The 19744-nt window shown below is 62.0% G+C and carries 16 protein-coding genes; 8 read left to right on the top strand and 8 right to left on the bottom strand.

From position 1 onward, the window contains the following. Position 1: 1 nt before the first annotated feature. Genes G6N83_RS07570 through G6N83_RS07565 form a run of 3 tightly spaced genes read right to left on the bottom strand, consistent with a single transcriptional unit; the run spans position 2 to position 3720 of the window. Complete coding sequence (locus tag G6N83_RS07570) at positions 2-3199, bottom strand: hypothetical protein (protein ID WP_165140844.1); 3198 nt, start codon at positions 3197-3199, stop codon at positions 2-4. Beyond that, a complete protein-coding gene (locus tag G6N83_RS13780; RefSeq protein ID WP_206535795.1) occupies positions 3192-3368 on the bottom strand; it encodes a hypothetical protein in 177 nt (58 codons plus the stop codon). The genes G6N83_RS07570 and G6N83_RS13780 overlap by 8 nt, the downstream gene beginning before the upstream one ends. 7 nt (positions 3369-3375) lie before the next feature. Beyond that, positions 3376-3720: an STAS domain-containing protein gene (locus G6N83_RS07565; RefSeq protein WP_165140842.1), complete on the bottom strand. Its 345-nt coding sequence runs from the start codon at positions 3718-3720 to the stop codon at positions 3376-3378. A 117-nt stretch (positions 3721-3837) separates the two neighbouring features. Between G6N83_RS07565 and G6N83_RS07560 the strand changes: the two genes are divergently transcribed. Continuing rightward, positions 3838-4239, top strand: coding sequence for a response regulator (locus G6N83_RS07560; RefSeq protein ID WP_165140840.1), 402 nt, complete (start codon positions 3838-3840; stop codon positions 4237-4239). On the opposite strand, the gene G6N83_RS07555 is transcribed toward G6N83_RS07560, so the two are convergent. Together G6N83_RS07555 and G6N83_RS07550 are read right to left on the bottom strand one after the other, a co-directional pair. Beyond that, positions 4223-5398, bottom strand: coding sequence for a glycoside hydrolase family 3 N-terminal domain-containing protein (locus G6N83_RS07555; RefSeq protein ID WP_241246130.1), 1176 nt, complete (start codon positions 5396-5398; stop codon positions 4223-4225). The genes G6N83_RS07560 and G6N83_RS07555 overlap by 17 nt on opposite strands. A gap of 26 nt (positions 5399-5424) precedes the next feature. Continuing rightward, a complete protein-coding gene (locus tag G6N83_RS07550) occupies positions 5425-7941 on the bottom strand; it encodes a DEAD/DEAH box helicase (RefSeq protein WP_241246128.1) in 2517 nt (838 codons plus the stop codon). A 133-nt stretch (positions 7942-8074) separates the two neighbouring features. Between G6N83_RS07550 and G6N83_RS07545 the strand changes: the two genes are divergently transcribed. From G6N83_RS07545 to G6N83_RS07525, 5 genes are all read left to right on the top strand, one after another. Further along, the gene (locus tag G6N83_RS07545; protein ID WP_338143800.1) at positions 8075-8419 is read left to right on the top strand and encodes a GNAT family N-acetyltransferase; all 345 of its coding nucleotides are present in this window, start codon (positions 8075-8077) and stop codon (positions 8417-8419) included. Further along, positions 8416-9384 carry a pirin family protein gene (locus G6N83_RS07540; protein WP_165140831.1) on the top strand — a complete coding sequence of 323 codons (969 nt, stop codon included), beginning with the start codon at positions 8416-8418 and terminating at the stop codon, positions 9382-9384. The genes G6N83_RS07545 and G6N83_RS07540 overlap by 4 nt, the downstream gene beginning before the upstream one ends. A gap of 78 nt (positions 9385-9462) precedes the next feature. After that, positions 9463-10005: an ECF transporter S component gene (locus G6N83_RS07535; protein ID WP_165140829.1), complete on the top strand. Its 543-nt coding sequence runs from the start codon at positions 9463-9465 to the stop codon at positions 10003-10005. Next, entirely contained in the window at positions 10005-11738 is a 1734-nt protein-coding gene (locus tag G6N83_RS07530; protein ID WP_165140827.1) for an ABC transporter ATP-binding protein, read from the top strand. Before G6N83_RS07535 ends, G6N83_RS07530 begins: the two co-directional genes overlap by 1 nt. A gap of 2 nt (positions 11739-11740) precedes the next feature. Continuing rightward, a complete protein-coding gene (locus tag G6N83_RS07525; protein ID WP_165143269.1) occupies positions 11741-12559 on the top strand; it encodes an energy-coupling factor transporter transmembrane component T family protein in 819 nt (272 codons plus the stop codon). A gap of 15 nt (positions 12560-12574) precedes the next feature. Here the strand turns inward: G6N83_RS07525 and G6N83_RS07520 are convergent, their stop codons facing one another. Together G6N83_RS07520 and G6N83_RS07515 are read right to left on the bottom strand one after the other, a co-directional pair. Continuing rightward, positions 12575-13738, bottom strand: coding sequence for an acyl-CoA dehydrogenase family protein (locus G6N83_RS07520; protein WP_165143267.1), 1164 nt, complete (start codon positions 13736-13738; stop codon positions 12575-12577). A 182-nt stretch (positions 13739-13920) separates the two neighbouring features. Then, positions 13921-14940, bottom strand: a complete 1020-nt coding sequence (locus tag G6N83_RS07515; protein WP_165140825.1) for a M15 family metallopeptidase — start codon at positions 14938-14940, stop codon at positions 13921-13923. Positions 14941-15055: 115 nt separating this feature from the next. On the opposite strand from G6N83_RS07515, the gene G6N83_RS07510 reads away from it, so the two are divergent. Next, positions 15056-16105: an Rv2578c family radical SAM protein gene (locus tag G6N83_RS07510; protein WP_165140823.1), complete on the top strand. Its 1050-nt coding sequence runs from the start codon at positions 15056-15058 to the stop codon at positions 16103-16105. Between the two features lie 109 nt (positions 16106-16214). Here the strand turns inward: G6N83_RS07510 and G6N83_RS07505 are convergent, their stop codons facing one another. Further along, the gene (locus G6N83_RS07505) at positions 16215-18167 is read right to left on the bottom strand and encodes a DEAD/DEAH box helicase (RefSeq protein ID WP_165140821.1); all 1953 of its coding nucleotides are present in this window, start codon (positions 18165-18167) and stop codon (positions 16215-16217) included. Between the two features lie 240 nt (positions 18168-18407). Between G6N83_RS07505 and G6N83_RS07500 the strand changes: the two genes are divergently transcribed. Then, positions 18408-19331: an aldose 1-epimerase family protein gene (locus G6N83_RS07500; protein ID WP_165140819.1), complete on the top strand. Its 924-nt coding sequence runs from the start codon at positions 18408-18410 to the stop codon at positions 19329-19331. The last annotated feature ends 413 nt before the right edge of the window (positions 19332-19744 follow it).

Below are 19744 nucleotides of genomic sequence, written 5' to 3'. Positions count from 1 at the left end.
GTCACTGATCTTTCTGCTGCGGGTCGGTAGACAAAGAGGCGCCATCGTCATCGTCACGTCGACGCGTACGAGAACGGACCGTGATGACAGCAGCCAGGAGAAGTCCGCCGGTCAGCACCAGTACGAGCCAGTCATCGCCGAGGCCGCCGCTCTCGTCAGGCTCAAGATCGGGCACCCCAGCTGCGGCGAGGCTCAGTAGTTCTTCTTCGGAGAGGTCCGCGTTCGGACCGTTCGCGGCCGGGTCGACGTAGCCTTCGCTTTCAGAACCGAAGACTTCATAGGTCTCGTTGCACTCAAGTTGCGCACCCGAGTCGACGATTTGCATGCCCGGGTCCAACGAAAGGTCCTGATATGTCTCCTCCGGTACCAGCACGAGGCCCTCGACAAGCATCGGATTGCCATCATGCTTATCGAACTTGACGTCGTGGCTTCCCTTTTTCGCATCGATGACGCCGAGATCCTGATATTCGTAGCGGATATTGACGGGTACCGCGCCGTCGTCGATGACCTGCTCCAGATCCGACACTGACATCGCGGACGCATCGATCGGCACCCGGTCTTCGGTGTAAACCGTGTCTTCTGAGAAATACTGCATGGCATCAGGGGACGCCTTCAGCTCAGCGGAGTGCAAATAATTGAGCGAGGGCGCCTCGATCGTCAGCGCATTGTGGGTGACGGCGCCCCGCATAAGAACGCGGTAGCGCCCATCTTCGGGAACAGATACCGGCACTGTGAACTGCGTCGCCCGAGGAACTGCGATGAACGACCCGTTCAGCGTTCCGAAAACACCCGGGGTGATAACTTCCGTGCGGTTCCACTTGGTATTAGAGAAGAAGAGGAACTCCCGAAACATCGGCGATAGGTAGTAGCTGGACGCCACAATGTCGGAGTTGAACGCGAAAATCTTCGGGCTGGGGGTAAAAACGGCATCCGGATGCTTCGCCGCCCACGCATCAACCGCAACAGCTTCTTCGGGGGAGTCGGAATAGACGATGACGTCATCCGCTATGTCTCCCTTTTGCTCGTAGTACGGCAAATACTCGAAGTCGTAGCAGCGCGACAGCTCGAGACGATTCCACACGAGCCGCAAGTACGCGGGCCAGCTCGAGTCGATCAGGAGGGTCTGCCGGTCGGTCTCAGCCTCGTCGGTGAGCTCGTAAAGGATGAAAGTGTCGTTCTCGAACCGCTTTTCAACGAACCCCATTTCTTCTTGCCGCTCCATGGCAGGGCCCGTGTAGTCCTCGACGCTCGGCAGATATTCGGCGCCCACGCCTCGGTTGTCGCGAAGCTTCTTGTTGACGAGCATGTACTTGATTCCCATGTCTCGCGCGGGATTAATCCACCAATCCTGTTGGTAATAGATTCCCCGGAGGATAAGAAAGAACTCGTACTTGTTGCGACTGTCGCCCGTCAGCCCGTAATAGAAACTCGGTTGATCGAGGTAGTAGATAAAAAATTTGTCGATGAACTTGTGATCGATGCCGTTGTCATCGGTAACGAGCTTGGCTGTCTCGGTGGGCGGCAACACAACAGTCTTTCCTTCCGGCAGCGCCTGAATTGCCCGCTTCACTTCTTTCAGGTCGCCTACCGGATACGGCGCCAAGAACGTGCCGAAGTCTCCCGACCCAAATACCGTGCGGTAGTTGGCGTTGGCCCAGAACGGAGCGAAAAAGACGCTCGCCACCACAACGGATGCCGTTGCGCGCAAGATCGCGGAATCGCGCGCACGCTCCGGGCTAAAAGCGGCAGAAATCGCGACGTCTCGCTGGCCGAGCCACCGACGATGCAAACCCCCGATGGCCCATGCCAGGCCGAGAGACATCACGACTGGGGCGAGCATGAAGAGAATTAGCTGGAACCGATGGGGAAACCGCAGCACCTGCACGATGGTTGAGGAGACCTGCAGTGCGAGCTCACCAACGGGTGTCTCTGTCGCGTAGAGCGTGCGGGTGATTGCCGAAAGTGATCGGTGGAACGTGGGGAACCACTGCGGCTCGGCATAGCCGATCGTTGCCCACATCGCGAAAGCCGTCGTGACGTAAATGACACCGAAAAGTTGGCGGTGTGCGCGCGTGGGAATGAGCGCTCGTCGCATCGGAGCAAACACGAGCGGCGCAAAGAAGAGAACTGAATACACAGCGTTCGAGTAGCGCGGCACCTTCGCCAGATAGTCGCCGGTGAAGACTTTGTCCATGATGCCGGCGAGATCCCAACTGAGCATGTGCAGCCAGGAGACGGAAGCGTCCCGCACGAAGTAGTAGTCGCCGGGCACAGTTTCCGAGAGGTTCTCGACCCCGCGAAGAGCAACGTATGTCACGAACAGGTAATACGGGATGAGGGTCACGAAGACGAAGACGCACGCGGCGACGATGCCGCGCCCGGTCGTGGTCTGGCCCCATCGGTGTAGCACTCGCTTGATTGCTACCCGCTTGTGCGATTCACGCACGAAGCTGACCAAACGTTGCGGCAACGAGAGCATGTGGCGAGGCCCACCCGTGCGAATCCAGCGGGCAAACTCGCCGAGAAGAAGAGTAATTCCCGCCGTCGCGAAGAACACCGCGAACAAGATGAGATAGTGCACAGCCGGGTTGAGCAGCGTGACAACAGATGACAGTACTGCTCGCCGCACCCACCCTTTGCGCGAGAACAGCAGCGCGTGCAGCATGAGCAACACCGAGATCGTCATGAGGACGAGCCCGACGATGAGGGTGTAGAAGTGCGTGATCTTCGCGTACGCCATGATCATGTAGATCAACGTCGTGGGAAAGACAGTAGCGATCGCGATAGCGACCGGCGACAGGCTACGGAAGACATCCGTGAGAAACCACGTGACGGTGCGGTATGCCACAGCAAATAGCGTCGGAATGACAATCAGAATGGCAAACGGAAGTACCTGATAGTGCCTGAGCCACGTCGTGAGGAACGAATAGCGCACGCGAAATTCGTAGCCGTTGGTGAGCTCATTGAACTCGCCCGCGGCCTGCTCGAGAAGTTGGCTGGATGGATTGAAAAATGGCACGAGCTCATCGCCGACGATGACGGCGTCACCGCCCAGAACAGCAGGAATCGCGAACAGGACGTCTCTAAAGACGATGAGGGCGGCAACGAAATAGCCCGCTGTCACAATCCGAGAGATGCGGCGCGCCGTGACAAGTTCTCTCGCGCGCGTATCGTCGAGCTCCACGACTGCACTAGTCATGCCCGACCCCCTCAGCCTTCGTGACAACAGCCCCAATGCGATCGTCACCGTAAGGGTGGCCCCCGCGCACCCCTAAATCGTCCAGTGTTGCCGTTACGGTATCCGATGGTTCCGCGGTGCGGGAGGCCCCAAGCGAGGCGATCTCGAAAACAGCACCGGCAATACTCACGCTCGGGTCAGGCTGCGAGGCGGAGTTCGCGCTGCGCTTCGCCCGTTGCTTCGATCTGGTCGAATACCTGATCGAGACGAGTGAGTTCAAGAATGATCCGCGCCGATTCTGAGACGTTTGCCAAGACGATTGAGCCGTGGTGGGCCATCGTGACCTTGAGGGTATTCACGAGGGAAGCAAGAGCGCTCGCGTCCATAAAGTCGACCTGCGAAAGATCGACAACGACATTCGGACGAGCAGCATCGATCCTCTCGAGAACCGCTCCCCGAAACGCTTCAACGCTGTGCACGTCGAAGCGGCCAGCAATGCCTGCGATGATCAAGCCTTCTTCGTACGAGACCGTGACGTCCATGATTCCCCTTGCGTTTGTGATGCCGAACTGATGTTTTAACTTTATAAGGCTTTATAGTACATTGTCAATACGCCCAGCATCGGAATCCACCGACAGCGGCACCAAAAAGGGGAAACCATGACCGACCCGCGGTACACCACTGTTCTCGCTGTAGACGATGACGCGGCGAGCCTCATGCTTTTGGACGCAGTCCTCACACCACTTGGATTCGACGTACTCCTCGCGCTCAGCGCCGGACACGCACGAGAGATCGCCGCGTGGGAACCGCCGGGCCTAGTACTGCTCGATGTCATGATGCCGGGCGAATCCGGCATCGATGCGTGCCGAGCATGGCGTGCTGATCCCGCATGGGCCGAAGTGCCGATCATCATGCTGACAGCAGCGCAGGCGCATCGTGCGGAGTGCCTTCAGGCGGGCGCAGATGACTTTCTCGAAAAACCGCTCGATATCGACAGCCTCGCGGAGATCACGAACCAGTGGGCTGTCTCACCTCGTGCGCCGATCAGCTCGATGCGCTAAGCGAGGCCTTCGCCAGAATGATGCGGCGGGCCGCAGCATCCACTTTTTCGGCGAATGCACTGTCAGCCTGCGCTTTCGCCAGAACGGCGGAATACATCTCGGGGAAGACCGTGGGATCCGCCGAAATCAGAATGACGTCGACTCCGGCGTCGATCGTGAGCGTTGCTCTCTCGGCGGGAGTCCAGCGCTTCACCTGAGCTGTCGCCGAGAGGTCATCGGTCATGATGACGCCATTGAACCCGAGCTCATCGCGCAGGAGATCGGTGACAACAGCAGGTGAGAATGCCGCAGGCGACGTCGGATCAAGGTTTTGGTACACAGCGGTCGACATCATCACGACAGCCGGACCCTCAGCTAACAGAGCCCGGTAGACCTCGACATCTGGCGATGTTGCTGTCACCTCGGTGTCGAGCACGTCTGCGTCGTAGTCGGTATTGGCCGTGGTGCGGCCAAGGCCTGGAAAGTGCTTGAAGGTGGGCATCACGCCGGATTGCCGCATCCCTTCGGCGAACGCACCGGCATAGGCTCCGACAGTTTGCTCATCGAAGCCGTACTCACGGTTAAGCGCACCGATTGGGCGGTTGAGGGGGCCAGCCTCCGCGCTCGTCACGATGTCAGCGACGGGAGCGAGGTTCATCGTGACGCCCGCCGTGGCAAGTTGCGATCCCCAACGTTCGGCTTCGCCGCGGAGTGATGCTGCGTCGAAAGTTCGCGCTTGAGTGAGGGCCGTAGGCATCTTGTCGAAGCCAGGGCCTGACAGCACCTGAACATCACCACCCTCTTGATCGGTCGCGACCCACAGTGGCGTATTTCCGTCGGCCACAAGGCTTGTCAGTTCACTTACGAGTGCTGCGGTGGCGTCGACGCCGGCATCGGAACGTCCGTGCAGAAAAACGCCACCTACCTGCTGTTCCGACACTGCTGATGCTGTTACGGCGTCGATCGAATCAACGGCAGTTCCGACCATGAAGAGTTGCGCGACCCGCTGCTCGAGGGTGAGATCAGCAATCGGATCAACAGCGTGGGGAGTGGGCGTCGCTGTTGTTGTCGAGGTGCTGGGGGTACTGGGCGAAGGTTCCGCCGAGCGCTCGACGCTCGGTGCGCAACCAACCAGAGCGAGGGCGGCGATGACCCCTAAGACCGTTCCCCAGCGCCGCATGGCTCCCATTGTGTACCCGTGCGAGCTCAGAGCCGAGCAACAGAGAGCACCGTGACGACAGCGGAACCCTCCTCAGCGGAGGCCTCGAGGTCGACATCCGCCCGAATACGCCAGTCGTGGTCGCCTTCGGGGTCGTCGATCGTTTGCTCGACGTGCCAGATGCCTGTGGCGGCATCCGATTCGTCGATGACGCACAAAGCTGGGGATCGCGCAGGACCGCCCGTGAGGATCGCATCGTGGTCCTCGAAGTACGCATCCAACGCTTCCGACCACGCCACGTCGGGGTCAAGGGCTGCGAGATCATCATCACGCTGGAGAGCTGCGAGCTGCACTCGGCGGAACAACTCGTTTCGCACGAGCACGGTGAACGCACGGCGATTCTTAACGACCGAGGGCGGCGCGGGCGGAACAACCGGCTGATCGGGCGCTGCAGCAGTGGGGTCGATCAGTGCTTCCCACTCGTCGACCAAGCTTGAATCGACCTGGCGTACAAGTTCGCCGAGCCACTCGATGAGATCGAGCAATTCTTCGGTGTGCGCTTCCAGCGGCACCGTCTGACGGATCGCCCGGTACGCATCACTGAGGTAGCGCAGCACCAGCCCTTCGCTGCGACCCAGCTGGTACCAAGACACGAATTCTGTGAACGAGAACGCCTGCTCGAACATGTCGCGAACGACCGACTTCGGGCGCAGCTCGAAGTCGAGCACCCACGGTTGGCTCGAGGCAAAGACTTCGAAAGACTGCGCCAAGAGGTCTGCGAGAGGCTTGGGATAGGTGATTTCCTCAAGCGCCGCCATGCGATCGTCGTACTCCATGCCGTCGCGTTTCATGGCAGCAACTGCTTCGCCGCGCGCTTTGAATTCCTGCTGTGACAAGACGGGACGGGGGTCGTCGAGTGTCGCCTCGATGACGCTCACGACATCAAGGGCATAGTGACCGGAGCCGACAGACCCGGCATCCTCGCTCGGGTCGAGCAGTTCGATCGCGGCGAGCGCGAACGGCGACAGCGGCTGGTTGAGGGCGAAGTTTGCCTGCAAATCGACAGTCAGACGGATGCTGTCGCCCGCCGCTCCGTCACGGTCGACCTCGACGATGCCTGCCACGCGCAGAGTGCGAAAGATCGCGAGAGCTCGTCGCGCCAGCTCATATTGTCGCGCCGGCGTCTCGTGGTTGTCGAAGACAAGCGACCGCACGTGGGTGAACACGTCTCCGCCGCGAGCGATCACGTTGATGAGCATCGCCGCCGTCAGCTGCATGTGCGGTTCGAGGGGCTCCGGGACGGCAACAACGAGCCTGTCGAACGAGCCTTCGCCCCACGACACGAATCCCGACGGTGCTTTCTTTCGCACGATCTTCTTGCGCTTCGCGGCATCCGTACCTGCTTTTTTGAGCGCCTGCTCGTTTTCGATCTCATGATCCGGCGCCATCACGACAACGTTTCCGTGCGGGTCGTAGCCGGCTCGGCCAGCGCGCCCCGCGATCTGGTGAAATTCGCGCGCACTGAGTTGGCGCATCTTCTGGCCGTCGAACTTCGATAACGCCGTGATCAAGACCGTACGAATGGGCACATTGATGCCGACGCCGAGAGTGTCGGTGCCGCAGATCACGCGCAACAGCCCCTTTTGTGCGAGCGTCTCAACGAGCCGCCGATACCGCGGCAGCATGCCCGCGTGGTGCACGCCGATGCCCGCTCGAACGAGCCGCGAAAGGGTCTTGCCGAAACCGGTCAGAAAGCGGAATCCACCGATCGCTTCGGCGATCTCGTCACGCTGCTCGCGCGTAGTGACCCGGATGCTGCTGAGAGCCTGAGCGCGCTCCATGGCCTGCGCCTGCGAAAAGTGCACGATGTAGATCGGAGCTTCGCGCTCTTCGAGCAGCGCCTCAACACGCTCGTGCACTGGTGTTCTGGCGTACGTGAAGTGGAGGGGGACGGGGCGTTCCACACCGGTGACTTCAGCTGTCGGCCGGCCGGTGCGCCGAGAGAGGTCCGACGTGATTTTGGAGACGTCGCCGAGGGTGGCCGACATCAAGAGAAACTGCGCTTGCGGCAACAGGAGCAGCGGAACCTGCCAGGCCCACCCGCGGTCGGGATCGCCGTAATAGTGGAACTCGTCCATCACGACCTGGTCGACGCGCGCGTTCTCGCCCTGGCGAAGCGCGAGATTGGCGAGGATCTCTGCCGTGCAGCAGATGATCGGGGCATCCGGATTAACGGATGAATCCCCCGTCACCATGCCGACGTTTTCGGCGCCGAAGATCTCCACGAGTGAAAAGAATTTCTCGCTGACGAGGGCCTTAATCGGCGCGGTGTAGTACGTGCGCCCGGCCTGTGCGAGGCACGCGGCGTGAGCGGCAACAGCAACAAGTGACTTACCGGTGCCGGTCGGAGTCGACAAAATGACGTTCGCTCCCGACACCAGTTCGATAATCGCTTCGTCCTGCGCGGGGTAGAGCGTGAGCCCACGATCGGTGGCCCACGACACGAAGCCGTCATAGAGTCCGTCAGCGTCGGCAATGTCGGCGACGTACTCGAGAAGGCTCACCCTTCGAGTCTCCCCCATTTGCTGTCACCTCTTCCCCACCCGACGTCGTGCAATCGATGCATGGCGGAACACCAGGGGAGCCACATACGTTGGAATAAGCAAGATCAAGACCGAGATCAACGAGAGGAACCTCATGAGGGACGCCACAACCACCGTGACCCGAAACGACGACGAGCAACGTTATGAGATCCACGTCGACGGCAATCTCGCCGGTTTCACTGAGTTCGAACCAGACGCCGATGGGAATCTCGTTTTTCCACACACGATGATCGATCCGGCTTTCAAGGGACGGGGACTCGGCACCACGCTCGTTTCCGATGCGCTCGCAGATGTCGCCCAGCGCGGTGAGACCGTCGTTCCGGAGTGCTCCTTCGTCGTGCGCTATCTGAAAGAGAACGATGTTGCGGGTCTGACGGTGAGCTGGCCCGACAGCGACGACGCTCAGGACTCTCCCGCAGCGAGTGAACAATCGGCATGACTCGTCTCGATGGGGGCGAAGAGACGGCTGAATCGGCCGTTCCTTCAGCGGGGCCTCGTGCCGTTTTACTCGAGGCACGCGAAGTGCCGCTCGGCGGTATCCGCGCGATGGAAGTGCACCGGCTTCTCCCCCAGCGTGACCTCCCCATGGTGGGGGCATGGTGCTTTCTTGACCGATTTGGCCCCCAGAGCGCGGTGATGAGGGTCGAACCGCACCCTCACATCGGCTTGCAGACAGTGACCTGGCCACTCGAAGGCGACGTGCGTCATCGTGATGTATTGGGAAACGACGTGCTCGTGCGACGCGGTGCGCTCAATCTGATGACCAGTGGCGCGGGCATTGCCCACTCGGAGTACTCGATAGGCGAGGATGCCACCCCGCTCGATGCGCTTCAGCTCTGGGTGGCCCTGCCCGAACAGCGACGCCACGGCATCCCGGCCTTCGAACAGCACTCACGCCTTCCCGTCGTCACGCTCGACGATGCCGACGTAATCGTCGTCATGGGTGAGTTCGCGGGTACGACATCTCCCGCTTCTGCGCACACTCCGATCCTCGGCGCCGAAGCGACACTTCCCCCGGGTGGGCACACGACGTTTCCACTGGATCCCGACTGGGAGTACGCGATCGTCGGAATCTTCGGCGAATCGCAGGTACACGCATCCGCCCAAGAACTCATCACGGTTCCTCGCACCCACATGCTCTACCTGGGAACCGGACGCAGCGAAATCGAGATCGAATCAAGCGATGGATGCGTCTTCTTTCTCCTGGGCGGCGAGCCTTTCGCCGATGAGATTGTGATGTGGTGGAACTTCGTCGGGCGCACACATGAAGAGATCGTCGCCGCTCGTGACGAATGGGAAGCTGACTCGGCACGATTCGGTCACGTGCCCGGGCACGGCGATGAGCGCGTACCCGCACCACCCTTGCCGCACGTGCGGCTCACAAAACGCGTCCGGCGACTGTGAGTCATTGCTTCTCGGTTTCCGATAATTCTCACGGTCCCACCCGGCATTCGCCTCTGCAGACGCCGGTACGCTGATTACGTGATGCGAACCCGTGTGCTCTCAACGCGCGTTCTCCTGACTTGTGCCGCGATCGGCGTCGTAACCGGCCTGTTCGGCGGTATCGCCGGCTGGCTCACACCGTTCGTCATCATCTCGGCGCCCTTCGTCTATGGCCTCGTTCTCGGCGTACACGTGCTTCCGGGAATCATCGCTCAGGAAGCAATCCGCCTGCCGTGGGTCGCGCTGATGACCCACGTGATGGCTGCGCTCGTCGCGAGCGCACTCGCTCCGCAGTGGGCATTTCGCTTCCTCGGCACGGCGCTGCTGTTCGGCGGTATTCAAGAAGCCGTCGCCGCCCTCACCCGTTACCGGGTGTGGGCCCCCTGGCGGTTCTTCATCTCCGCCGTGATCATCGGTATTCTTGTCGCCGTCATCGTCGCGTTCGCCGCGCACATGACCTCGCTCGCACCCTGGGCGCAAATCGCGTACATCACCATCTCGATCCTCGGTCCGGTGCTGTGGACGGCGGGCGGCCTCTGGATCGGTGCCGGCCTTCGCCGCGCCGGCGTCACTCGCAGCTGATGGCGGATGCCGCGCCCACACAACCAGCGCTTGCCCGCATCGACCATCTCGGTGTGAGGTACGACGGCGCCTCGGGCGATACGCCGTCTGACGTCTCTTTCACAGTGATGCCAGGAGACATCGTGCTCGTGCTCGGGCCGAGCGGATCCGGAAAGTCGACCCTCGCGCTCACACTCAACGGGCTGATCCCGCAGTCGCTTCCCGCAACGGTGTCGGGGCGTGTCGAGATTGCCGGATATCTCGCCGCTGACACCCCGGTTTCGACCCTCAGCCAGCACGTCGGAATGGTGTTTCAAGACCCTGATACACAAGTGGTCACCGGCACACTCCTCGATGAGGTTGCTTTCGGCCCCGAGAACCTCCGGCTCCCCGTCGCGGATGTTCTGGAGCGTGCCGAAAGCGCGCTTCGCAAAATGAGCCTCTGGCATCGTCGCGACGAAAACCCCGATGTGCTCTCCGGCGGTGGCCGTCAGCGTCTCGCGATGGCCGCGGCAATAGCGATGGGATCTGCGCTTCTCGTCCTCGACGAACCGACTGCGAACCTTGATCCCCAGGGCATCGAAGACGTCTACGCCGCGCTCGCTGAACTCGCGGCCGACCCAGAGCGCGGCATCCTGCTCATCGAGCACAATCTCGATGCGGCGATCGCGATCGCCAACCGTGTCGTGGTGGTAGATCAGCTGGGCCGAGTTGTCGCGGACGGAAGCATCGACGCGATCTTGCGCGATCGCGCCACCGAACTTCATGACCTCGGCGTCTGGCTACCCACATCTGCTCTCGCAGCGCTCCGCCTGCGACGAGCCGGGTACCACCTCGACCCGTTGCCATTGACGCCGGCCGAGCTTACAACGGCCCTCGATGCCTCCCCATCCCCGAGCGACTGGCAGCCCACACCGATCGGCGGTGCGACGGCAGAAAGTCGGATGCCGCAGCCCGTACTTTCGGCGACGAACCTACGCCTGCGGCGCGGACGCACCGAAGTGCTACACGGCATCGATCTCGAGATCCACTCCGGCGACTTCGTTGCCATTGTCGGCGGCAACGGCGCGGGTAAAACCACCCTTCTGCAGGCACTCTCGGGCGTGGTTCCGCCGCCGCGCGGCAGCGTGTTCATCGACGGCAAAGACATCACTCGGCTCGGCCGAGGGCGAGTGCACGAGCGGGTGGGGTTCGTCTTTCAGAACCCGGAGCATCAGTTCATCGCACACACAGTTTTCGATGAGCTGGCGTTTGGGCTTCGCCGTAACCGCTTTGACGAGCACGAAGTAGGCGATCGAGTCGATGAGATGCTGCGACGCTTCGGCCTCGCCGAGAAGGCTGACGCCCACCCGTTCCATCTTTCCGGCGGGCAAAAGCGACGACTCTCGGTGGGCACCGCACTCATCTCAGGCGCTGCGATTCTCGCCCTCGATGAGCCCACTTTTGGCCAAGACCGTGCCCGCGCCGACGAACTACTGGCGCTGCTGCGTGATCTCAATCACGAGGGCACGACGATCATCATCGTCACGCATGACATGCAGCTCGTGACCGAGTACGCGCACCGCACCATCGTGATGCGTGACGGTGAGGTTCTGGCAGCTCGCACCACCGAAGATATCTTCACCGACACTGCGCTCATCAATTCCGCGGGCCTTCGGCTTCCGCCTCTCCGGCAAGCGCTGCAGGGCGTGACGAGGCATCCCGAACTCTCGCGCGCGACGCGCCTCGATAATCTTCCGGGGAGCGCACTGTGACAATCACGCACGCCGCGCGCGACCCCTACGCCCGCACTAACTCAGGCTCACCCGTACGTTTTCTCTACAATTTGAACCCCCTGGCCAAATTTGCGGCACCATTGCCTGCGTTAGTGCTGCTGATCTTCGTGCGCGACTTCGCGACACCTCTCACGTTCCTCGCGCTGAGCTACGTCCTGCTCCTGATCGGCGCGCGGATGACGCGTCGACTCGCGATCATCCTGTTCATCGCGCTTCCGGCCACCGTTGTTCTCCTCGGGTTCGGATTCGCCGTGTGGACGAATCCGGAGCTCGTACGGGGAACGACGCCGCTCGTGCAGATCGGCGCATGGACCCTCTACTCGGGCGCCGTCGATGTGGGGCTTGCTACCGGCATTCGACTCGGTGCGATCGTGGCGCTCGCGCTTCTGCCGGGCCTCACAACGACCGGGCCCGACATCGCGCGCTCGTTCGTGCAGCAGCTTCGGGTTCCGTACCGCGTCGGGTACACAGCACTGGCAGCTTTTCGGTTCGTGCCTCGTTTTCAGCACGAGCTCGACATCATCCGCCACGCTCATCGCGTGCGCGGCTCGCACGATCGCCGTGGGCCTTTCGGGGCACTAGCTCGCGGCGCCGGCTACATCGTTCCGCTCCTTGCGGGAGCGATTCGGCACGCTGAGCGCGTCGCGCTCGCCATGGACGCTCGCGCGTTCGGCGCCTACCCCGACCGTACCGAGCGTCACCTCGTGCCGTTTCGCCGCCGCGACTCGGTCTTCGTCGTCTCGTCGTGGATAGCCACGGCGGCGGTGCTGTGGGTGTTCTTTCCGTGGAGCCTGACGTAACCGTCGGCGATAGCCCTACTTTCGACCGATAACGGCGCGTGCGACGATTTCACGCATGATTTCGTTCGTACCGCCGTAGATGCGGTGCACTCGAGCATCGAGGAATGCCCGCGCGATCGGGTACTCCGTGATGTAGCCATAACCGCCGTGAAGCTGCACAGCCTGGTCAAGAACTTCCCACTCACGCTCGGTCGACCAGAACTTCACCTTCGCAGCTTCTTCTGGGGTGAGCTTGTTGTCGGAGTAGAGGCGCATCGCACGATCGTTGTACGCCCAGAGCACGTCAACCGTCGTCGCGATATCGGCCAGTCGAAACCGGGTGTTCTGAAAATCAGACACCGGCTGCCCGAAGGCTTCACGGCTCTTTGTATATTCCAGCGTCCACCCAAACGCGGCATCGGCGGCTGCCGCGGCGGCCACGCCGATCGACAGGCGCTCAAGGGGAAGGTTTCGCATGAGCTGCACGAAACCGTGTCCAGCCTCTCCGCCGATCAGGTTGCCGTCGGGAACGAAAACATCGACGAACGAAAGCTCTGCAGTGTCGTGGCCGTGGAAGCCCATCTTGTTGAGCTTCTTGCCGTGCTCGAACCCGTCCATACCGTTCTCGATCACGACGAGGCTGAAGGCATCCGCGCGGTTCCCCTCGCCCGTTTTCACGAAGGTGACGATGATGTCAGCGGTCTTACCCGACGAAATGAATGTCTTTGCACCGTTGACGAGATAGCCACCATCGACCTTTCTTGCCGTCGTCTTAGCGCCGCGCAGGTCGCTCCCGGCTCCCGGCTCCGTCATGGCGAGCGCGCCAAGAATCTCACCCGTTGCCATGCCAGGAAGCCACTTCTGTTGCTGCTCCGGGGTACCGAAATGCGCAAGGTAGGGGACTGCGAGATCATCCTGGATGCCGAAGGCTCCCGCGAGTGATCCGGCACCGGCGGCGATGACCTCTTCGTTTACCACAGCACGAAAGCGATAGTCCTGAAGCATCCCGGCGCCGCCGAACTCTTCCGGCACCGAGAGTCCGATGAGTCCTGACTCGCCAGCAGCGGTCATCGTGGCGCGATCTACTTCACCGTCGGCGTCCCACTGCTCGCGCTTCTCGTTCGTGACGTAGCGCTTGATGAACTCTTTGACGACGTCCCGAAATGCCTCGTGATCCTCGTCGTAAATGTCGCGATCCACTGCTGACCCCTTTTCGATTGCTCGAGCGACGCTCATGCCCGAACCAGTCGAAGGGCGCCGTCGCCGCTTTAATTCTATGCCGCGTCAGCACGACAGGCGACGCACGGTGTGGGATTCCATCTCATGCTCTCAGGAACTCGGTGTCGCAACGACTGGATGCTGCGGCGCGAGATCGAGGGTGATCAGTTGGCGTAATCAGGGGCAGCGGGTAGCCCGAAGAATTCTTCGAGCGTGTGCCAATCACCCTCGTGATACGCCGCGGCGAGATCCGTTCCGATGTAACGCAGATGCCACGGCTCCGGCGAATACCCGGTCGTATCGGTGTGCCCCTCTTCATAGCGCACGATGTAGCCGTACTCCCAGGAGTGCGCCGCGACCCAATCACCCTGTGCGGTGCCGGCGAGGCCATCGAGCGACGTGCAGCCGTCCGCGCCGCAGGCGACGACATCGGCGGCGAGCCCGGACTGATGCTCGCTGAAGCCGGGGCGCGCACTCACTTTGTCTGCCTCAGCCTGACCCATATCCGCGACATGGCCGCTGTACGTCGACTGTTGCGTCCCGTACGACCGATATCCACTCTCTAGGGCAATCTCTCCCACACCTGCAGCCGCAGCGTCGGCGACCATGGCAGTGAGAGCGCCCGCTGCATCCGAACGAAGACTGCCACCGGCAAGATCGCGCACAGCGTCGGGAATTTGACGCGGCGCAGGCTCGTAGTCGACGGGGTCAAAGGCTCGTTGCTTGTTCACTACCGTCCACACGCGAGTCGCGTCGCTCAAAGAGACGCAAGGCGCAGCACCGCTCGCCACGGCATCACGGAATGCCTCGGCGCCCCCTGCCGCGGTGATCGCGTCACCGTCGTTGCCAGCCGCGAGCGCGTCGGTGACGGCCGCGTTGTCACAGATGGCATCGCTCGAGTCGCCAGACGCCGCCTCCCCCGCCGACCCAGCGCCGCTCGGCGAACTACTCATCTGTGGCACCGGGAGCGCTTCGACGACGACAGGCGCGGTCGTCGCCGCCACTGACTGCTGCCCCAGTGTCGCATCCTCGCCGAGCGGCGGCGCGACGAGCGCCATCACAACGGCAGCGATGCTGCCGAGAGCAAGTACAGATGTACCCACCGCAAGCCACCCTCGCCGCAGAGAGCGACGCCGTGCTTCGCGCAAAGCGCGACGCGACACGGGGGCTTTGGAAGAAGTCATCAGTCCATTGTCCCTGATGCCCCTCGATGAGCGGGCAGGCACCCTTCGCGCGATGCGTTCTATTTTCTAGACCGACTCACTTGACTTCTAATAGAACACCTGTTCGACTAACGCCATGAGATGGCAAGGGCAACAACTGGGTGCGATCGATGACGCCGCACTTTCCGGCCTCGACAGCACGGATGACCTGGTGAGATCGGTGACCACTCCCGACTTCGCTGGCGTGACGTTTCACGAGGTCCTGGCTCGCTCAGCCCTCAATCATGTGCCCGGCACGTCTGAAATGCCTTTCGACTGGACAGTGAACCCCTACCGCGGTTGCTCTCATGCGTGCGTCTACTGCTTTGCCCGCGGTACCCACGCATATCTCGACCTCGACACCGGTCGCGATTTCGATTCGCAGATCATCGTCAAGGTCAACATTGCCGATGTGCTCCGGGCGGAAGTACGACGTGGTTCTTGGGGACGCGAGCACGTCGCCCTCGGCACGAATACCGATCCGTATCAGCGGGCCGAGGGCCGCTACCGACTCATGCCAGGAATCATCGACGCGCTCGCAGAATCGGGGACACCGTTCTCGGTTCTCACAAAGGGAACACTCCTGCGCCGGGATTTGCCGCAACTGGTGGAAGCGACATCCGTCGTCGATGTGTCGATCGCAATGTCGATTGCTATTTTCGATGACGACCTGCAAAAGTCCGTCGAGCCAGGAACACCGTCGACGCAAGCACGCCTCGACACAGTTCGCGCAGCAACGGATGCCGGCTTCCGTGTGACGGTGTTCATGATGCCCGTCATGCCGCACCTCACCGACTCGATGACCGCACTGCAAGACGCACTGTCGCGAATTCGCGACGCGGGGGCCGCCCGCGTGATCTACGGAGCGATGCACCTACGACCAGGGGTGAAACCGTGGTTCATGGCATGGCTGCGGCGTGAACATCCCGAGCTCGTGTCGTCCTACCTCGGTTTGTACCCCGGGGCATCCGCTCAGGCGCCTAAGCAGTACCGGCAGTGGCTGTCTCGGCGCGTGCGCCCACTGCTTCGCGCATACCACCTCGATGGGAGCACCGAAGAAGAAACCGCCCGGTTCCGCCCGCGTCAAACCTCGACACTCACGCGCGTCACGCCGACGAAGTCGGTTGCCGCGGCGCGACTGTTCTAGTCCGGGCGTCCCGCGCCCGGCGCGTAAACGCATCGGGCGGAGGATCTGAGCCGAAAGGCGGATCCACCGCCCGACTCATCTCCTCCGCCCGAGACGGATGTCTTAATAACTACGCGGTGACGTTCGCGAGCTGACGACCACTGAGTTCTTCGATGAGGTCGTCACCGATGCGTACATCGTCGAATGGTGCTTCGATCTCGGCACGGTCGAGCATCTCCGTCATACGGCGGCGGCGCTGACGCGTGATGATCGTCACGACAGTACCCAAGCGCCCCGCGCGGCCGGTACGGCCCGAGCGGTGCAGGTACGTCTTGTACTCGTCCGGCGGGTCAGCCTGAATAACGAGATCGATGTCATCGACGTGGATGCCTCGTGCCGCAACGTCTGTTGCAACAAGCACGTTCACACGACCCGAGGTCAGGCGCTGCAGGTTGCGTGTGCGCTTGGCCTGGTTGAGATCACCGTGAAGTGCGACGGCCGAAATACCAGCCTCATCGAACTGTTCAGCGAGCATCTCGGCATACGCACGGGTGCGAGCGAAAACAAGCGTCTTGCCGTCGCGATCAACGAGCGAGGTGAGGATCTCAGCCTTGTCGCGGTGATCGATGACGATGACGCGGTGGTCGATCGTGCCCGAGTCCTGGTCCTCACCGGCGACTTCGTAGACGGCGGGCTCGACGAGGAACTCATCGACGAGCGCTGCGACCTCGCGGTCGAGCGTTGCCGAGAAGAGCAGCTTCTGGCTGGAGTCTGCGGTGTGACGGAGAATCCGCTGCACGGGCTCAAGGAAGCCGAGTTCGCACATGTGGTCAGCCTCATCGAGAACAGCGATGCTGACCTCAGAAAGGTCGAGCTTGCCCTGGTTGACGAGGTCTTCGATACGACCGGGCGTCCCGATGATGATGTCAACGCCCTTGCGGAGCGCACCCACCTGGCGAGCCTGCGGCACGCCACCGTAGATCTGCGTGGTGAACAGGCCAACGCTGCGCGCCAGTGCCTGCACCGTGCGGTCGATCTGAAGAGCGAGCTCACGCGTCGGCGCCATGATGAGAGCACGGGGCTTGCGACCGAAGTCACGCTTGGCACCGGCCTGGGCGCGGAGAACTGACTCCACCAGGGGTGCGCCGAAGGCGATGGTCTTGCCAGATCCGGTGCGACCGCGCGCAAGCACGTCGCGTCCTTCGAGGATCGGTTTTACCGTTGCCGCCTGAATCGGGAAGGGGTGGGGTGCACCGAGGTCGTTCAGTACGCGAACGAGGTTCTGCCCAAGACCGAGGTCACCGAAAGACTCACCGGTAGTGATTGTCGCGTCGACGGCCTCTGCCTGCAGGCGCTCGTGAACGACATCGATGTGGTCTTCGTGCGCCTTTGACTTGGGCTGCGCGTTCCAGTCGGAACGGTTGCCGGTGTCGGTGCGACGGGGGCGATCGCTGGAGTCACGGCGCGGACGATCGTGGCGGTCCGGGCGCGGTGTGAAATTGGGGCGTGACGCAGATTCGCGACGGGGCCGGTCGTTCGCCTCGCGACGCGGACGGTCATCACGATCCTGGCGCGGACGATCGTTGAAGTCACGACGAGGAGCGAAGTCCTGACGAGGACGATCGCTTGCATCGCGACGGGGACGGTCGTCCCGGTCTTGACGCGGTCGATCACTGAAGTCACGACGAGGACGGTCACTGAAGTCACGGCGAGGACGGTCTTCGCGGTCTTGACGCGGTGCGAAGTCGCGACGAGGCCCGCCCGACGAGCGGTCAGCTGTGCCACGGCGCGGTGCAGCGTCCTTGTCGAACGATCGACGCGGGCGGTCGTAGCCGCCAGCTTCGCGTGCGGGGCGTGCGCCATCACGTGCGGCGCGCTCGTCAGCGTTCCAGCGACGCTTCGTGGGAGCGGCGTCCTCGGACTGCGGGCGATAGCCGCGGTGGCTTGGGCTCTTCGAGCCGGGCTTTGTCGCACCGACTGCATCGGGACGACGTTTGCGATCCTGATAAGAGGTCTTCGGAGCGTACTTCGGGTCGAAGTTTTTGGCGGGTCGAGAACCTGCCGGCTTTTTATTTTGAGGCATGAGTCTTTCTGGGTTTATTCGCAAAGCGAACGATGCCGCACGCGGCGGCTAGCCCGAGCATCGTGGGTCGGGGGCATTCACTGATGGTGATGAGCGTCGATCGACACACACCATCGGCCCCAAGGACTCACAAAACCCATTCGCGCTCACGCGCGATGTCCGAAGCCGACATTCCACTGTAGCGTGCCGTCCTGAGAGTTCTCTCCCCGTACCCTAAAGACAGCGAAGGAGCACAGACCGATGACACTCGCCGACCCGACCGGGCACCGATACACCCTTACCTCCTCCCGTGCACGAGCGGAGGTCTGCCAGGTTGGTGGCGCGCTGCGTTCATTGAACATCGACGGAGTCGATCTCGTTCCTCGCTATCCGGATGGCATTCCGACGCCGGCAGCCTCGGGAATCGTGCTCGTGCCCTGGCCTAACCGCATCAGGGATGGCAAATGGACGCAGGGCGGCCAGACACGACAACTTGCGATCACTGAGCCCGCATTCAGCAACGCTTCCCATGGCCTCTTGCGCTTCGCACCGTATGACGTCGCCAGCCTTGAGGCGGATGCCGTCACTCTGCGTGCTGTCATCTACCCGCAGACGGGGTACCCCTTCCAGCTTGAGACGAGAGTCACATACCGCCTGGTGCAAAACGGCCTTCATGTCTCGCACACGGTGACGAACATCGGAGCGCAGCCAGCACCAGTGGCGCTCGGCACTCACCCTTACGTCTGCATTGGGGACGTTGCAACAGCTGATCTCACTATTGATGTGGCAGCAGCGGAACGCTTCGAGCTCGATGCCCGAAAGCTGCCGACCGGAGTTGCGCCCGTTGACGCCGCGCACGATCTACGATCTCCGCGTCGTGTCGGCGATCTGTCGATAGATACCGCGTTCGGTGCGATCGAGCGGGATCACAATGGCCGCATCAGCGGCACACTTCGCGCACCAGACGGCCGCACTCTCAGCGTGTGGGCGGGTGAAGATTTCGAGTACCTGCAGGTATTTACAACCGACCGCTACCCGGGCCACGAGCTCGCTGTCGCCATCGAGCCGATGAGCGCGCCGGCGGATGCCTTTAATTCCGGGCAGTCGCTGCGTTGGCTCTCACCGCTTGAGTCGTGGGAGCTTGAATGGGGCATCGAATACACGACACCAGATCACGACGCATAGCGTCATTTACCCTCATCGTTCCGGGGTCGTGGCACTTCGCTGTAACACAACCCCAGTATCCTGAGCGCGGCGGCTTGCCGCTGCGCTGAGCGCGCCGGGTGCCCAGCGCTCACCTATCGGGCGCGGTGACGGGGGTCGCATTCGCACCGGTAGGGTTCGACCTTACGGGTGAAGGGTGCCCCCATGAGCAGTGTTGTCCCATTTTCGATCGAGAACCCGTTTCGACAGCTGACAACGCTGCGATCGCTTCGTGCACTGGCGTCCGCTCGCATCGCACCCACTCAGCTCGGCCTCGCGATCATGGGAGTGCTGGTGGTCGGCGTGTGTTTCGCGATCTTCACCACGACCGATCCCGTGTGGTGGCACCTGCACTTCAGTCGTTTAGGCATGTTCTCGACTACGTCGGGCACCGT

The sequence above is a fragment of the Microbacterium endophyticum genome (assembly GCF_011047135.1).
Classification (GTDB): Bacteria; Actinomycetota; Actinomycetes; order Actinomycetales; family Microbacteriaceae; genus Microbacterium; species Microbacterium endophyticum.
Note: the sequence above shows the minus strand (reverse complement) of the source record. Positions and strands in the feature narration are given on the sequence as shown.

Excerpts from the sequence above, each read along its gene's own strand:
- G6N83_RS07505 (WP_165140821.1), bottom strand. The coding sequence starts at position 18,167 with ATGCCTCAAAATAAAAAGCCGGCAGGTTCTCGACCCGCCAAAAACTTC.
- G6N83_RS07560 (WP_165140840.1), top strand. The coding sequence starts at position 3,838 with ATGACCGACCCGCGGTACACCACTGTTCTCGCTGTAGACGATGACGCG.
- G6N83_RS07570 (WP_165140844.1), bottom strand. The coding sequence starts at position 3,199 with ATGACTAGTGCAGTCGTGGAGCTCGACGATACGCGCGCGAGAGAACTT.
- G6N83_RS07530 (WP_165140827.1), top strand. The coding sequence starts at position 10,005 with ATGGCGGATGCCGCGCCCACACAACCAGCGCTTGCCCGCATCGACCAT.
- G6N83_RS07565 (WP_165140842.1), bottom strand. The coding sequence starts at position 3,720 with ATGGACGTCACGGTCTCGTACGAAGAAGGCTTGATCATCGCAGGCATT.
- G6N83_RS07545 (WP_338143800.1), top strand. The coding sequence starts at position 8,075 with ATGAGGGACGCCACAACCACCGTGACCCGAAACGACGACGAGCAACGT.
- G6N83_RS07540 (WP_165140831.1), top strand. The coding sequence starts at position 8,416 with ATGACTCGTCTCGATGGGGGCGAAGAGACGGCTGAATCGGCCGTTCCT.
- G6N83_RS07510 (WP_165140823.1), top strand. The coding sequence starts at position 15,056 with ATGAGATGGCAAGGGCAACAACTGGGTGCGATCGATGACGCCGCACTT.
- G6N83_RS07500 (WP_165140819.1), top strand. The coding sequence starts at position 18,408 with ATGACACTCGCCGACCCGACCGGGCACCGATACACCCTTACCTCCTCC.
- G6N83_RS07555 (WP_241246130.1), bottom strand. The coding sequence starts at position 5,398 with ATGCGGCGCTGGGGAACGGTCTTAGGGGTCATCGCCGCCCTCGCTCTG.
- G6N83_RS07515 (WP_165140825.1), bottom strand. The coding sequence starts at position 14,940 with ATGACTTCTTCCAAAGCCCCCGTGTCGCGTCGCGCTTTGCGCGAAGCA.